Origin of the sequence: Sphingobacterium sp. LRF_L2, from assembly GCF_965644235.1 — a bacterium.
GTDB lineage: Bacteria > Bacteroidota > Bacteroidia > Sphingobacteriales > Sphingobacteriaceae > Sphingobacterium.
In genome coordinates this window covers 24,240-39,999 of the sequence record NZ_CBFFRI010000006.1, presented here as the reverse complement: position 1 = coordinate 39,999, position 15,760 = coordinate 24,240, and the positions used below count along the sequence as shown (strand labels likewise).

Annotated in this window: 14 protein-coding genes; 1 reads left to right on the top strand and 13 read right to left on the bottom strand. The window is 39.9% G+C overall.

From position 1 onward, the window contains the following. Positions 1 to 13: 13 nt before the first annotated feature. The 10 genes from ACSZOX_RS13140 to ACSZOX_RS13095 form a co-directional block, all read right to left on the bottom strand. Positions 14 to 952, bottom strand: a complete 939-nt coding sequence (locus tag ACSZOX_RS13140; protein ID WP_437920470.1) for a hypothetical protein — start codon at positions 950 to 952, stop codon at positions 14 to 16. Then, on the bottom strand, positions 953 to 2,581 hold the full coding sequence (locus ACSZOX_RS13135) for an ABC transporter ATP-binding protein (RefSeq protein ID WP_437920468.1): 1,629 nt from the start codon (positions 2,579 to 2,581) through the stop codon (positions 953 to 955). A 3-nt stretch (positions 2,582 to 2,584) separates the two neighbouring features. Beyond that, positions 2,585 to 3,685: a nucleotidyltransferase family protein gene (locus tag ACSZOX_RS13130; RefSeq protein ID WP_437920467.1), complete on the bottom strand. Its 1,101-nt coding sequence runs from the start codon at positions 3,683 to 3,685 to the stop codon at positions 2,585 to 2,587. After that, positions 3,685 to 3,954, bottom strand: a complete 270-nt coding sequence (locus ACSZOX_RS13125; protein ID WP_437920466.1) for a PqqD family protein — start codon at positions 3,952 to 3,954, stop codon at positions 3,685 to 3,687. Before ACSZOX_RS13125 ends, ACSZOX_RS13130 begins: the two co-directional genes overlap by 1 nt. 4 nt (positions 3,955 to 3,958) lie before the next feature. After that, the gene (locus ACSZOX_RS13120) at positions 3,959 to 4,408 is read right to left on the bottom strand and encodes a S24/S26 family peptidase (RefSeq protein ID WP_437920465.1); all 450 of its coding nucleotides are present in this window, start codon (positions 4,406 to 4,408) and stop codon (positions 3,959 to 3,961) included. 115 nt (positions 4,409 to 4,523) lie between these two features. After that, a complete protein-coding gene (locus tag ACSZOX_RS13115; protein WP_437920464.1) occupies positions 4,524 to 5,642 on the bottom strand; it encodes a glycosyltransferase in 1,119 nt (372 codons plus the stop codon). A 412-nt stretch (positions 5,643 to 6,054) separates the two neighbouring features. Then, positions 6,055 to 7,170, bottom strand: a complete 1,116-nt coding sequence (locus ACSZOX_RS13110; RefSeq protein WP_437920463.1) for a glycosyltransferase — start codon at positions 7,168 to 7,170, stop codon at positions 6,055 to 6,057. Between the two features lie 28 nt (positions 7,171 to 7,198). Next, positions 7,199 to 8,356, bottom strand: a complete 1,158-nt coding sequence (locus ACSZOX_RS13105; RefSeq protein WP_437920462.1) for a glycosyltransferase family 4 protein — start codon at positions 8,354 to 8,356, stop codon at positions 7,199 to 7,201. Continuing rightward, positions 8,353 to 9,636, bottom strand: a complete 1,284-nt coding sequence (locus tag ACSZOX_RS13100) for a hypothetical protein (RefSeq protein ID WP_437920461.1) — start codon at positions 9,634 to 9,636, stop codon at positions 8,353 to 8,355. The genes ACSZOX_RS13105 and ACSZOX_RS13100 overlap by 4 nt, the downstream gene beginning before the upstream one ends. Positions 9,637 to 9,641: 5 nt before the next feature. Next, positions 9,642 to 10,643 (bottom strand): glycosyltransferase family 2 protein, encoded by a 1,002-nt coding sequence (locus ACSZOX_RS13095; RefSeq protein ID WP_437920460.1) that lies wholly within the window; start codon positions 10,641 to 10,643, stop codon positions 9,642 to 9,644. Positions 10,644 to 11,392: 749 nt separating this feature from the next. On the opposite strand from ACSZOX_RS13095, the gene ACSZOX_RS13090 reads away from it, so the two are divergent. Further along, complete coding sequence (locus ACSZOX_RS13090) at positions 11,393 to 12,328, top strand: Rpn family recombination-promoting nuclease/putative transposase (RefSeq protein ID WP_437920459.1); 936 nt, start codon at positions 11,393 to 11,395, stop codon at positions 12,326 to 12,328. A 768-nt stretch (positions 12,329 to 13,096) separates the two neighbouring features. Here ACSZOX_RS13090 and ACSZOX_RS13085 read toward each other — a convergent pair. From ACSZOX_RS13085 to ACSZOX_RS13075, 3 genes are read right to left on the bottom strand one after another with little or no spacing between them, the layout of a single operon-like run. After that, complete coding sequence (locus ACSZOX_RS13085; protein WP_437920458.1) at positions 13,097 to 13,963, bottom strand: beta-1,6-N-acetylglucosaminyltransferase; 867 nt, start codon at positions 13,961 to 13,963, stop codon at positions 13,097 to 13,099. A gap of 5 nt (positions 13,964 to 13,968) precedes the next feature. Then, positions 13,969 to 14,817 (bottom strand): beta-1,6-N-acetylglucosaminyltransferase, encoded by an 849-nt coding sequence (locus tag ACSZOX_RS13080; protein ID WP_437920457.1) that lies wholly within the window; start codon positions 14,815 to 14,817, stop codon positions 13,969 to 13,971. Continuing rightward, on the bottom strand, positions 14,814 to 15,758 hold the full coding sequence (locus tag ACSZOX_RS13075) for a glycosyltransferase family 8 protein (protein ID WP_437920456.1): 945 nt from the start codon (positions 15,756 to 15,758) through the stop codon (positions 14,814 to 14,816). Before ACSZOX_RS13075 ends, ACSZOX_RS13080 begins: the two co-directional genes overlap by 4 nt. Positions 15,759 to 15,760 lie beyond the last annotated feature (2 nt).

The following is a 15,760-nucleotide window of genomic DNA, read 5'->3' as shown; positions in this document are numbered from 1 at the left end:
AATTTCAATTTGTTTATTCATTAACCGTATGTTGTTCTATAATCTGTGCATAACACAAGCGTGCGGCGGCCGCATCGGGCAGACAAGCTAAATGCCCAATGGGCACCTGCACCGAGAGCACTTGAAAAATAGAGGTCATCGCCGAAAAAAGTTGTGTATTCCATCTTAATGCCGAACCGCTAGGTAACAACGTGATCAACGCTTCCTTTCCCTTTTTCCAAGAAAATTGATTCTGCTTTGCTTGTGATAGACGTACGACAGCCGCTAGCGGCAAGCCCAAATTGCGGTAACAGTGTGTTTTACCACTCCAAGGTGTACCGTAAACATGGACCTTACCTCCTTCGCCTATCCGCACAGCAGGGTTATCATCGTTTAACAAGTGAAAGCCTGTATTGTGTTGCAACCAAAGCCTGCTGTGGGTGCTCTTACCTGTCCCACTCTTTCCGAGGAAAGCCACGGCCATTCCTTCACCTTCGACCACCGAGGCATGGATCAATATGGTAGAAAACTTGAGCACACCTTGTGCAAAAGCCACCATCAGCAGCCAGGATAACACTGTGGTACCTGTCATCTCCTCCTCTACGGCATAAATGCTATTCGTTGCAAAGTCTTTGCTACTTTTCATATACCAAGAAGCTTTCTGTGCTCCTGTGCTTACACAGGTAAAGTAGGCATCTGTCGTTTCGCGAAACTGAAAATAATCCCCCCAGACTAAAGATTCCTCGGACAATAGTGTACTATCTTGCAAGCCTTCATCAAATGTTTCAAAAGTAATCTCCACCTGTACACCTGCACTTGCTCCACCTTTTGTTATCTCGAAAAAATCGGCAAAAGATGGTAAGACATGTTTTATATCGACACAATCTGGGAAGGTGAGTTCCAAGCCAATACCCGCAATTTGATAGACTTGCGTTTTTCGAGAAAAGGTTCTATATGTTTTATCTTCGTTCATTTAGCCTTGCATATAGAGGGTTTGTGCACAACGTTCTGCCAGATACAGGTCGTGCGTTACAAAAAGAAGAATTCTATCTTTTCCCGCTTCGATCAACCGGTCCATTAACTTATTGGCCGTTTCCGTATCCAAAGCCGAGGTCACTTCGTCCAAAAGCCATATTGGCGCATCCTGCATCATGGCTCGTGCAATGGCTATACGCTGTGCCTGCCCTTCGGAAAGCCCAAAACCTGACTCTCCAATAACCGTATCTAATCCCTGCGGCAACGCATATACAAACTCGGCACAAGCCAAGTGAATTGCTTCATGTAAGCGTTTGGGATCCATTCCATGACGCAATGTCAAATTTTCGAACACCGTGCCACTAAACAGTGAGTTTCCCTGTGGAACATAAGCAAAATTCACTCGATGTGCATTCGTCAATAGCTGCGTCCCTTGCTCTTCATCGATTAGAATCTGTCCTTTATGTGGCTGAATCAGTGCCAACAATAATCGGATCAGGGTTGTTTTACCGCGTCCACTTGAACCGATAATAGCCGTGGGCTCTCCGCGACGTATTTCCCCCCCCAGCCCTTCTATGACAAACTTATCTTCGTAGCGGAATGAGACATCTTTTAAGCGAATTGCACGTGGATGAGCAATATGCTGCAGCTGACTGCTATTTTCTTTTTCATCGGCAAAAAGTTCTAGTAAACGATCTGCCGCTGTACGGAATCGGATAAACTGTGGAAAGAAAGACATCCCTTGAAGAATCGGTGCCTGAATACGACCAACCAACTGTAGAAATGCCGCCATGGTACCGAACGAGATCTGCCCCGCATCCAATCGGTAAATCCCCCAGAAGAAAGTCAAGAGATACCCGCCGTTGATCGTAAATTTCATTAATGTCTGGCTCCCTATCGCAAAATTCTGCTGAGCCATTTTTAATCGATAAATTTTGGTTTGGCTTTCTTTCAATTTTTCCTTCCGTGCAGGGACAAGACCTAATGCTCGAATCAATAAGCGTAAGCGAAGGTTTTCCTGCATTACGTTGCCAAAGTTACTCTCTGCCTCCTTAACTTCCTTGTTTAGGCGGCGCATTTTTCGAAAATAAAGCTTGGAAAACAAAAAAAGTGGAGAAATGGCTACAATAACAATAGCCAACATTGGATCCATCAACCAGAGAAAGCCAAAAGAGGCCAAAAGCCGCACCAATACAAGGATGAAGGATAAAGCCGACTGGCTCAGCATTTGCGACACTTCCAGCGAATCGGTTTGTATACGCACCATTAAATCGCCCGTATGCCAATCCTTCACATATTTCCAAACCGCACGCATTTGTCCGTCCAAAAGTTTTTCTTGAAGCTCCAAACTCATCTTCAGTTTAGTCTTTTCATTCCATCGGGAGGATATCATGCGAATAATAATCCCTAACAGCACCGAAGCCACCACCAATATTAAGGTTATGCGTAAACTTCCAGGCACCACATGTACCGCCTGATCAATGGCATGCTTAGAATAATAAACAAATAGAAGTGATAATAGAATAGCCAACACTTCGAGCAGAAAATAGCCCAACAGTTGTTTTCGATAGCCTTGTGTCAACGACCAAGCCCAACGCAACTGGTATGTAAACGTGTAAGGTGCCATTCTTTATGTAAATAATCGCGAATAAAATTGCATAATTGGAAAGAACATCGCTTCATAAGGCGCATATGGCAGATAACGACGAAAATTGCTTTTCCATCTTTTAAAACTATCAACCCGTCGATTTGTTTGCAGTTCTCTTACTAAATCTACACGTGGATCGTGAAAACCGAAATTTCCTGCTACCAGAATCTCCTCCATCATCCAATCTGCGCGGATATTTTGATCCCTTTCAAAAGGTAAATCCTGTTCTTCCAATCCGAGGTAATCCACCAACAATGCATGCAAGACATCAATCCATTTGAGAATACCTAATTGTTTGTACCGCTTTCGCAAGTTCTCACCATCCACTACACGACTGTAGGTATAACACACCCGAGCCGAATCGCAAAGTTGACGTATTCCGATACCGAAAGCCAACAAATGTTTAAGAATATGCGCATTGACCTGAATGAACGTGAGCTGTGGCGAGAGTAGAATGATTTTACTCTTGTCTAAGGCGAGAAACTGTTTATTTAATTTTTCTTCCCTTTCGAGACGTCTCAATAGTTTTTGAATGAATGGATTATGTAAATCAAAAAGCCTCTCGTGACTTTCCGTTTCACAATTTTTCCATAAAAAGCTATAACTAAAGCCTGCCGATTTCGTTGCTTTTATTCCCTGTTGTTCGAGCTTTTTATATAGCATCCTATTTTCTGTTAGATTAGGAAAATACCAATCAACATCGCCCGTTACGCGACGCAAGGGATTCGCATAACATTGTGCCAATCCCTGCCCTTTTAATAGGACAGCATGAATATTATTTTCTTCAAAAAAGCAGGCTTGCTCATCCAAAATACCGTTCATCCATAAGCTACGTCGTTCTATCGCATCGATACGAACAGTCCAACGTAAGAGAAGGCTACGTGGTGGAAAATATTCCTTAGGCAACTTCTGCATACCATCAAACACCAACCCTTCTACGGTTTGCTGTATAGCAAGCGTAAAAAGTTGTTCCCAGGCCGTTGTTTCTAATGGAAAATAGCGAAGAGCATCTATAGGTCTATTCCAAAGACCTGCACGCAGCAGTACGAAGAAAGCATCGTAGGTCTTCTTGTTTTGCATCATTAGTCGATAATAAGGCCTTGTTTCTGAAAGTCCCGCACAAGTTGTTTCGCATCGATAAGGGCTATATCCGCTGTCACGTCATATTCCGAGCAAAGCAAGGCAACCATATCTTCCAAAGCAAAATCTTTATTTTTTAATTCTTCCCACAGCCAAGCAGCCGTTTCATTTAACGTATATACCTTTGAAAGGTCGATCTGTTCTTGTCCAGGTTCGACTATAATATAATCATCACCAATATGTCTTAAGATCAAATCTTTTCGTAACTTCATAAGCTTATTTACCCCTTACTATCTTATTTATTTTCAGGCCAATTTGCCTAATCGGACGGGCATAGTACCAAATTAAGCCCAACAGCCGCGAGCAAGAATTTATCCGTTTTTTGGTTTTATTGGTATAATGTATTTCCTTCACTTTCGCCAACACAGCTTCTGGTTTCACCCATTCAATCTGTACGATATTGTCGTCACCCGCGAGGCCAATCTCCATTAGTCTACGCTTCACGAGTCGATGCAATACATAATCATCTCCCCATTTTGCCAACAATATGCTTCCCAGCGGCCAAACATCCTCCGCCAACGCTTCCAGCAAAACCTTATCGCCGTTCGTCAAGAAAGGGCGCATGCTGTTTCCTTTAATGGGAAAGAGCACCTCCTTTCCTTGCTGCAAGTACAGCTGTACCTCAGCGAAGAAAACCGGATTTGGTATGATTATTTTTCTCTGCAAAATTAATGCCCAACGTGAGTTGCTATCAGTTCCTTTAAATTACACAAACAACAGCTAAATTGTTTATCAAAATCCCAATAAATAAAATAAGGGTATTTACCGCAAAATAATGCTTTTAATTTTGCAATACCAAGTGATAAATAGCCAAACAAGCCTTTGCCATTTGTTTTCTGGTAAATAAAGTTTCAAACCTTGTCCTTGCACCTTGTGACAGCTGTTCGTATAGCTGGTCATTACCTAGAATTTGCGTTATTTTTTCGGCCAAAACTCTTTCGTTTTCTATCGGTGCCAGCAGACCTGAAACACCATCTTCGTTTACCCAGCCTACCCCTGATCCTGGAATATCGGCGGTAACAATTGGCTTTCCACAAGACATCGCTTCAATCTGCACGATAGCGAATGCTTCGGTTTTTAATATAGAAGACAAACAGAAGAGATCGGCGGCTTGAAAATAAGATGGAGCCTCTTCATCGGAGATATATCCTAAAAGCTGTACTTTCTCACGCAATCCGCGGTTATCAATCAGCGCATCTAGCTCTTCCTTTAAAGGCCCTTTCCCTCCAATGAGTATGACATAATCGTTCGGTAGATATTGTGCAGCTTTCACCAGGTATTCGTAGCCTTTGTAGTTCACTAAACGACCGAGCGAGAAAATGACTTTTTTATGCGGGTATTCTTGCCTGATACGAAAAACAATTTCTGGATTTGGCTCCAGAGGTTCTACGCCTATTGGGAGGTAATCTACCTTATGCTGTACTTTTGCTAAAAAAGGGGACTCTTTGACGTATGTCGGTGTGGTGCCGACAATTTTGTCGGCCCGTTTGATGAGCCAATTTTGCAAAGGTTTATAGGCTTTTAATAAGGTCTTTTGTTTCAATATATCACTGTGCCAGTGTAGAACGACCTTTCCACGATATCCGGATAAAAAAAGAGCTAAACAAGCCATAGGATCTGGATGATGTACATGAATAACATCATAGTCCTTGGCGATTTTGCGCAGTTTTTTCACCATCGCCGGTGCTATTTTCGTTGCGGCAAGGTTTATACTTGTTGGCATGATGAATACATGCGCTCGCGCGTTCAGCGTTAAAATTTCACTAGGATGATCTTCTGTGGATGCGCAAAGCATATCGCAGTCTATACCTGCTTCGGATAAGCCTAGTGTAAGGTCATACATTACTTTTTCTACACCTCCCCGAATGGGGTAGAATTTGCCTAATTGTAATATTTTCATTTTTTTATTAAAATTAGCTTATTGTTCATGCCATTTAGCTAATGCAAGTTTTTTGTCCTTAGCCAGGGCTGGGCATTACTTTTTTCTTGATAAAGTTGTGTCCCTCAAGCCGGGACAGGGCTCATCCTTTTTTTTCCAAAAAAAGGATGCAAAACCGACCGTAAGGAGCTCATGAATACAAAAAAACAAACACGAATTCATAAAAAATCGTCGCTGGAAACCTTTGCAGGGCAAGTCTGTACTAAGGCAAAATTCTACATATTGCAAAGGTTACCTTCGGTGAGCTCGCAAGCTCGGTTTCAGGGCGACATTGAATGTTCAAGATTTGTAGTGCAATTATTCATCCTTTACGACTTTACAAGAAATGTAACCTTGTAACTCTTCCATCACTCCGTAACTAATACCTACGACTTTACGTATTCAGCAACAATGCAAACAACTCTTTCCAGTTATGTACAACTGGTTCTGCGATTTCTTTCCGGGGTATTGCTTTTAAAAAGCTTTGATCCCCCTTTATCAGGCTTCGCATTTGCGCAGCGAGTTGGCTGGGATCCTCCGGTGAGAAAAATGCGATCTGCTCATTCCCCTGTGCTGTTTCATGTGCATAGGGTAAATCTGCCAATAACATTGGTTTTTGAAAGAATGAAAACTCCGAAATGGGCAAACCCCAAGTCTCGACTTTCGATGGGAAAAGTAAGCAATCCACTTCTTCAAAATAACGGATTAAAGTCAATCGATCGGCATAGCCTCTAAACTCGAGCGGGGGCAACGCTGTTCCCCATTTGCTGTACAACCATCGCGTGTAGGCATTTTCATCGCCTTTAATAGTCAATACAACCCGAAAATTTTGAATTCCTTCTTGCCAAAGTAACTTTACCGCTTCGCAAATGCATTCAAAATTTTTATGGCTGTCTGATATTGCTGGATAAATAAATGTGTAAAAAGAATGTGGATCGACAGTTGTCGTTAACGGACGGGCAATAATTTCCTGCACCGGTGGCGCAACAACAATTTTGTTAGGCTGCAAATTAAATAAACGGACAAAAGCCGCACGAAACCATTGCTGCTGCACAACCAGGTAATCATTCCTATGGATATTTACCTGATAGAAAAAACGTGAAAAGAGCGCAAACAAAACTATTTTCGGTGCAAAAAATAAGTCTCTTAATTTCCATTTCAAAAAAGGAAAGGAATTATGGCAATAGACTGCACGTTTTTCCGCATAGACGGAAGGACTGGTGTCATGCAATGAAAACCATAAGGCGACGGGCTGCAAAGTTTTAGAAATTTTGCGCAAGGAAACATACTCAAACCATAGCCGGTTCAGCCAAAGCTTCTTCGGCCATTGCGTTTCAATATATTCGATATGCGGAAAATCAACCAGCGCTTTGCTGTATACCACTGCCACGACGCGAAACTCCCCTGCAGCAGCCAGCTCGGAAAGAAAAGACAAACAATCTCGTAGGATACGCAATGTACCTCCTCGATTTAAATTGACAGCAGATATAACAATTGTTTTTGGTTCCATTGGAGTAGTTAGGTATGGTTCAATAAAATTATTCTGATGGTGACGAGGCATTGGAAACTTTTGGTCGAACAATTTCGAAGAGATCAAGCCACTGCCGCATCACATGTTCTTCCGTAAAATTAGCGGCTAAAGCTTTTGCTTTGGCGCCCATCTTTTTTCGGAGTATACTGTCTTGCATCAACAAAATTAAGTGTTCAGTCAACTCTTCACGATCTCCCTGCTTGATTAGGAAACCGTTTTCTCCGTTTTGGATAATATCCCGAGGACCACATTTGCAGGCATAAGCCACCAACGGCAAACCACAAGCCTGTGCTTCTAAAAGCGCCATTGGCAAGCCCTCATAGCGGGAAGTCATCGCCAACAAAGCACTGTTCAGGTATTCTTTCGTAATATCTTTGACCGGAGCGTTGATGTACACGGTATCTTGCAGCCCCAAATCTCTAATTAACCCTTCGAGTTGCTCTTTCATCGGACCTTTGCCGAATATATGCAATACCCAATCGGGACAGGCTTTACTTGCTCTCACCCAAGCATAAACCAACTCTTCAAAATTTTTTTGATGGTCCAATCGACCAACGGCAATAGCTCGTTTATCTGCTAAATTAGCAACGCTATCCGGTTCAAAACTATGTGCATTTGGAATAACCTGTATATTGGGAAGCGCTCCCCAATACCCCTTATCCTCTTGCGTCAAGACAACAAAACGTGTGTATTGTGCAACCTGTCTCAGGTCCTGACGACTGCGCCAACGATCGACTAATTTCCACAGCCCCTTCCGACCATACTGCAAACGTTTAAAGCGAGAAAAATGCACCTCTAAAATCTTTGCACTGCCATCCTGTATTTTCCAAAGAAAAGGCACATCATGGTCAAACATGGAAATGGTTACATCGGGCTTCATGTAGCATAATAAAGCACTTATGCGTTCTTGGTGTTTTTTCTGTTTTACGGCGTACTGCAAGAGCTTTTGGAAAAGCCCCAGCTGTTGACTCTCTACATAATTAATACCAATATCGTTGCATTGCACGCGTGGATCTAATTCAAAAAAAGAAGGCTTCCCTTGTTGATCGGTTGTAATAACATGCACTTCATGGCCCGCTTTCACTAAATAGTTGGCTTTATTGGTCAACACCCGTTCCATACCGCCCGAATTGTGCGTCGCCGAAATACAATACACTATTTTCATGCCGCTTGCATTTGAGGTTGTGTCCGTACGAATCTTGTTCGAAGTTCTGGACCGGTCTCTATTCCATCCATACAATAAAATAAAGCATAGATGACAAAAATATCCGTCGCGACTTTAAACCAGATCACAAAGGTGATCACCAAAAAGAAAAAGAACATGAGCGCATAGCGTTTGTTCTGCTGTGCAAAAATATAAGCGTTGTATACAAAGAACAGGGCAAAAACAGAAAACCCGGTTAACCCACAATATAAAATCAAACGGCAATACCCAATATCCGTACTGTACACAAAGTTATCAAACAGCCCAGATCCAATAATCCAAGTTTTTGTATCTTGTGGCCAAATCCACATCTCTCTATTAAGCTTATCGGTAGAATCGGTACGCCACTCCCCTTTTTCTACCCAGTTGAAAAAACCTTCAAAAGCAAAACGCATATTATGATAAAAATTTTCATCCGTCTGATAAAGATATACAGCAATAGCAATACCTAAGCTCAATATCAGAATAAAGATCAGGAAAAAATTAAAAAATCGTTCCCGGATCACGAATTGCAGTAATCCAGTAGATAACCCTAGGTACGCTAGAGACATTGCAAAACCTATAATTGTTGTACGTGCCATCATGTTACCAATCAGAACAATAGTAAAGAAGGCAAGTAAAAGCAGAACAATTTTGACGGCATTATTACGGATACTCGTTTCTTGAACTAATAAAGCCGCAATCATAACCAATACTAATGAAAAGCGTACACCTGCGGTATCCAATGCTGCGCCAATACCATATAAACGATCAACCTCTTCAAAAAATTCTTGTCCTTGATTAACGTAGCTGTCTACCAACATTTTGAAGGTGGGTATGCGATCGATCATTAGCGCTGCAACACATTGACCAAAACATACGGCAGTAAGATAGATGGTAATTAATTTAAAATTGACCTCTCCATGCACAATACGAACCAATGCACATACCGCATAGGCCCCAAAAATCCAAACTGAAAAAGAGATATAATAACTAGCATAAGCATAATCAGTCGTATGATTATAGTCTGTGGCAAATAAACAGATTAGCGAAAACACGACAGAGAAACCAATCGCACCAAGTAGGTTAAGGGATATATTTAGTCGTCGTACCTGTATACAATCGTAAATAAGAAAAATTATACCTGTAAGCGCCAACACATTCTTTGTATTTAAACTTGCGGGCAGAATCGACAGCCCTATTGGAAAGTAATATAAACTGACTAAAATAGTTAATGCTATGTATTGAAAAAGTTTAAACATGTGAACTAGCGATAAATAACACCATAGACCAAGCGAATTACAAAATAATAATATAATTTCAATAGCCAAAATTGCTTCTTTACAGCGGCAAATTGCAAAATTCTTGTCCGCCAAGGCAAGCTTTTATTCTCCATAGTGAAGGCATTTGCCTCCGGGAACCAGTTTAACCAACGTTTATACTGGCTTGTCTGGTCTGAGATCAGCAAAGGCAATTTGATATTGAGCTTTAAATAGGCGATTAAGTTCCCTAGTTTTGTCGCATAAGGACTATCTATTAAAAATGCTTCTACTTCTTTCACATTCGCGGTGACCTGTTGGATGTGATCTATAGAATATGTTTTTGTTAGTGAAGCACTATTTGATTGCCGATAACGGTACAATACTTCATCTATATAGGCTACTTTCTCAGCCACTCCAAATAATTTGACCATCACCAATAAATCCTCTCCCATGTTCATATTGGGTGTGAAACGAATTTGATTGTTTTCGTAAAGTGAACGTCGCACCAAAAACAGCCAAAGATTCCAACGCATAGTACCCTGCATCATTTTCTCTAACGCATCCCAAGGCGTGTTAAATGCAGGTTGATTCATTTTACGCTCGTTTTTATCGAATGTCAAGAACCAATTAAACCCAACGATATCGGCCTCGGTTTTTTCGGCGTTTTCTACAGCTAACGTTATGGTATCTGGCACCAAACTATCATCAGCATCCACGTAATAAAGAAAGTCTCCCGTAGCGGCATTCAGCCCGGTATTACGCGCCACTGCTACGCCTTGGTTTTTCGTATGATGCAATACTTTAACGTCAAGTTCTCCTTCCTCTAAATAATCTGCAGCAAAAGCATCCAGAAGCTGTACACTAGCATCCGTACTACAGTCGTTGATAAAAATAAACTCTAATACAGGATAACTTTGTGCACGCAACGCGTCCAAACAAGTGGGTAACGTATTAACAGCATTGTACACCGGAATAATGATAGATACTTTTGGATATTTCTTTAACATATTACTTGCTCATTTAGAGACAAATTACACTTCAATAGATCAATATTTATGCGATAGCTAAGATAATTATTTTTTGTTGTGAAGTCGTTGATATTAGTTACGAAGTGATAAGAAAGTTATAAGGTTACATTTTTTGTAAAGTTGTTAATGCGTAAAGTTATAAAGTCGTAGGTATTAGTTATGAAGTGATGGAAGAGTTACTAGGTTACATATTCTGTAAAGTCTTAAAGTTGTAAAGGATGAATAATTGCACTACAAATCCTTGACAGTAAATGTCGCCTTGAAACCGAGCTTGCGAGCTCACCGAAGGTAACCTTTGCAATATGTAGAACTTTGCCTTGGCACAGACTTGCCCTGCAAAGGTTTCCAGCGACGAGTTTTATGAATTCGTGTTTTTTTTATTCATGAGCTACCTTCGGTCGGTTTGGTTCTTTTTTCGGAAAAAAGAACTGGGCTGTCCGCCCATAGAGGACAAAGAGAAGCCCTGTTTTGGCTAAGGACAAAAAAAGCCTGCTTCGGCTTGAAGGGCAAAACTTTATAAAAAAAAGCCATCAAAAACTAATAATATTAGCTTTTAATCTTTTTATTTCTGATCTTTAGTTCCGAAAATCAATTGTACAGTCTGATGATGTTCTCATGCTCTTATGGGCAAGCAGAACGATTATTCTTGACGACCATTTATAACAACGATCCGTTTACTATCTGCTCTTATTTTGATGTACAGGTATAGCGGTGATAATTATGCTCAAATGAAAACACAAAACAATCTTTTAGGGAAGTACGTAGATATATGTACTGATTTTGGCTGGAAGCTTTATTTTGGTCATGAACAGGGTAAGCAGAACCTGATTTCCTTTCTGAACAGCCTCTTCGGTGGAGAAAAGGTAATCAAGGATCTGGACTACCGCGCTACTGAACGACAGGCGGAGCGGGAGGGTGGACGTAAGGTTATTTTTGACCTGTACTGCACGAGCGAGGATAACAGCCATTTTATTATCGAGATGCAGCAGCTTGCGCAGGAGTTTATCAAAGATCGCATGGTTTACTACAGCTCCCGGCTTATCCATAGCTTAGTGCCAAGAGGACCTCTGGGAAATAGTTATGAGCTACCAGAGGTTTATCTGATCGGTATTTTAGATTTTTCTTTGCAGGGAAGCCTTCCTGATAAATATTATAATGACGTGCTTTTGTGCGATAAAGATAGTAAAGAGATCTTTTACGATAAATTAGGTTACAAACTGTTGTGCCTACCCAATTTTAACAAAAAAGGTGCTGAGGTAAAAAGCACGATGGATATGTGGTTGTATTTATTTAAGCACATGAATGCGTTGAATGAAATGCCTAAGTTCTTGGATAAGCGCGTGTTTAGACTTATCTTTGAGTTAGGAGCAGTTTCAAATCTAACAGTAGATGATATGAGAGCATATGAATGGAGTTTAAAAGATAAACGTGACGCAGAAAGTATCCGCATCACAGCAGAGCGTGCTGCCCTTCGGCAGGCCCAGGAAGGACTTCAACGCGGACTAGAACAAGGGCTTCAACAAGGACTAGAACAAGGACGCAAAGAAGGAAAAGAAGAAGAAAAGCGAACTATGGCTGTTGAATTGAAGAAACTGAATGTCGCGGTGGAAGTTATAGCGAAAGCAAGCAGTCTTTCCATAGAAGAAATTGAAAATCTAAACTAAATTCAGTTTAAAAACTGTTATAGTAAAAAAAATGCTTTTCTGTATAAGAAGAGCATTTTTTGCTTTTTAGAAAGTTGGTATATAAGTTACAAAGTAAAAGAGTTACGAGTTTACTTTGTTGTTGATTCGTGAAGTTTTAAAGTCATTGATTGGTATTGGTTACGAACCAATAGATAGGTTACGAGATTACATTTGTTGTGAAGATGCAAAGTCGTGAAGTCGTTGATTCGTGAAGAAAGTAGATGAGTTTTTGCAAAGCGATTCTTTTTAAGAACGGCCTTAGTTCTTTCTACGAAGATCTGGAATTTATTTACGTGCAGTTACGTAACTTTACAAAAGCAGAGCAGGAGGTGGAATGCGATCTTTCTTATATTGGATGTTATCTAGACAGTGTTCTATCTAAAATAGAACAACATGTGATCCTGACAAGACTACGCCAGAGTAAAACAAAACCTCCTGTGATTTGCCTAGAATCACAGGAGGTTTTGCCCAAATCACAGGAGTTGCTCTTCCTTAGATAAACTAAAATTATTAGACAAACAACATCCTTTAAACAACATTCAAAGCTGTTTTTAAATTAAAAGCAAGCTATTTTTAAAGCAAAAAAACATTAAATTCGTGCCAAAAAAATTTTGCCCCCCCTCAATTTTGGCACAAATCTGATGTTTTGTATTAAGTTTTTTTGTAAGAGAGATTCGCAAAAGGGATTATAATGGAAATTTATAAGCAAGACTAAAACCCCTATTAATCGATTAAAGCATTTATAACTTAAGATTTAAGGTATCGAAGTAGACATTTCACAACCTCGAATTCTCTACCATTAAACTTCCTCGCAAATAATAAATCTGATTTTTTAAGTTCTTCCAGATCGTCTATCCCCCAGTCATAAATTCGATTATCGCGCCATCGAATCATTCTTTGGCTCCCCAGGCCTTCATTTTCCAGATTGAAGATCTGCGACCGAAACCTCGAGTTCCAACAAACGGTCTGCACAAAAATTTCATCTGCACAAAAGGTATATCTATATTGTTTTAATATAAGTTTACGTTGAGACAATAGATAATTCACAAAATCATCTGTCAAACTGACCCATTGTGTACCTTTCTTAAACTCGATACTTTTGTTTCGCTTGATTCCTAACAGAAACTGCAAGCGCAATGTAAGAAAACGCAGAGCCTTACGTAAAAAATCGAATCCTGATCCCGATGAACGAAAATATTTCGGAAAAATATGATATCGCTGTACCTTCAGAGTAATATGTGTGATCTGATCTCCATGCGAAAAGCCAACAAACTGTTTGTCTGAATTTTCTATGCAAAATTGATGAATAGCATCTTGTGACTGTAATGGCATATCAACCCCCGATAAGAGATGATAATGTCCGTAAGGCCCATTTTTATACGCAGCTGCAAATAAATTTAGTTCAGCTTCTACCACACTAACATCGCCCCAACGTACATCGACACGCTCAGTTAATACGTATAGTTCCGCATTCCGCAATTCAAGAGCTGGAAGTTCGAACAGTTTCTTATCAAAATGGATATAGATTACATTACGGGAATCGTCTAACGCCTCCAATAAGCAGCTCAGAACAGCAAAATCATTATGTGCTAATAGAAGATAAGCGTGCTTCATTTCTCTTAAACCCTTACTTTTTCTACAATTTTGTATACCAGATCGATATGATTACTACTAAATTTCCTAGCAAACAAATAGTCGGAATTACAAAGAAATTCATAATCATCCATTGTTAACACTCTCGGATTACTTCCTTGAAAATCGTTATAGAGTAGTTTACTATAGTCTAAAATTTTGTATTCAGATTCTTTATTTTCAAATAAATAAGGTACCAAAAATTCATCACCACAAAATGACCACCTAAAAACGTTGAAAACTATTTTCTTTTGATTAAGCAAATGGCCTACAGCCTGATGGGTTAAACTGACCCAATTATTTGCTTTTATAGTTACTTTAGGAGTTGTTTTCTGAATATGAAGAAGATACTGCATTTTCAAGGATACATTCCAAAGAAAATTAGCGAATCTTTTCTGGAAACTATTTCCTTCTCGAAAATAGTTTAAAAAAAAATGGAATCTGGCCAATTTCATATTCACCTCATAAGCATTCGTATACATGGAGCTCACAACCTGTTCATTTCTGTGAACTGTAAAAAAATCTATAATCTCTTTTGAAGTTTTTATCGGTAAATGCGTTCCAGAGATCAAATGATAACGATCGTATTCTTGCCTACTATAAGCCGCTTCAAAAAGTACATATTCTGCCTTAATTTGTGAAACCGATCCCCAGCGTACATCTACTCGGTTTTCTAACACATACAAGTTTGCATGTAAACTCTTCAGATGGGGCAATTGTCTAACTTTCTTATCTATATGAACATAAATATCATTTCGTGGGTCGTCCAATGCAATTATTAATTGTTGTAAAACCGCAAATTCATTATGTGCCATAATCAGGTAAGCGTGCTTCATCCTACTTTTAGCTTAAATATTCTATAAAACGCCTTAGCTGAATCTAGAATAAGCTTACCTAAAGTAGTTCTGTAAACCCTAGCCAGAAGGTTAATCTTTGCAGGAATAGGTATCAACTCTTTAAAATATCTCGGAAGCTTCTCGTAATAGCCCCACCATAGATCAAAAGCTACTGTAAATGTATGCCAAGGTTTTGGCCCCGTGTAATGTACATTTCCTCGTTCTTGGACCTGCTTCCAATCGGATGCTGTATAAAATTTTAGAAAATCAATTTTATATTGTGGCAACAGAAATGTCCTTATACTGTTCCAATAGGGTTCCAAACCTAAGATTTGTCCCTTACATAATTGATTGATTACATCTTGATCCGGGAATTCAAGCCCCTCCACTTTAGAGGCTTCTAAGAATCGTTCGACCATATTATCCTTTCGTAGTAAAGTTAGATTCATTAAAAGCAATCCAGAATTGATGTATGAACCAGGCTCACAACCAATATCCTGCATATGTTTTAATTGGAAAGGTAATGTCGCCTCTACAACCCCCGCCATATAATACTCCGTGATATCTGTTTGCCGATAAAGCTCCGCTAAATTATTCCGAAAAACCATATCGCAATCGATGTATAAAACTTTATCATAATCGGGAAGTAAGTCCGGTAATAGTAAACGGTAAGATGCAGCCACGGTGTATTTTTCGTCTACATAAATATCGTTGAGTTCTCCACTTAGATCGATAAAAGAAAATTGACTACGTTCACCGATTAATTTTTTTAATTCTTGTTGATGCCTATCTGAAAGCTCTTTCGTAAGTAGACAGATAAAATGGAAGCTGTCCGAACTATCAGAATTATCCAAGACCGAGAGTAAACAGGTAGCTACGGGAACCAAATAATTCGGCGTAAAAGCAACAACAACAGGTACATCAAATTCTATTTCTTTCACCT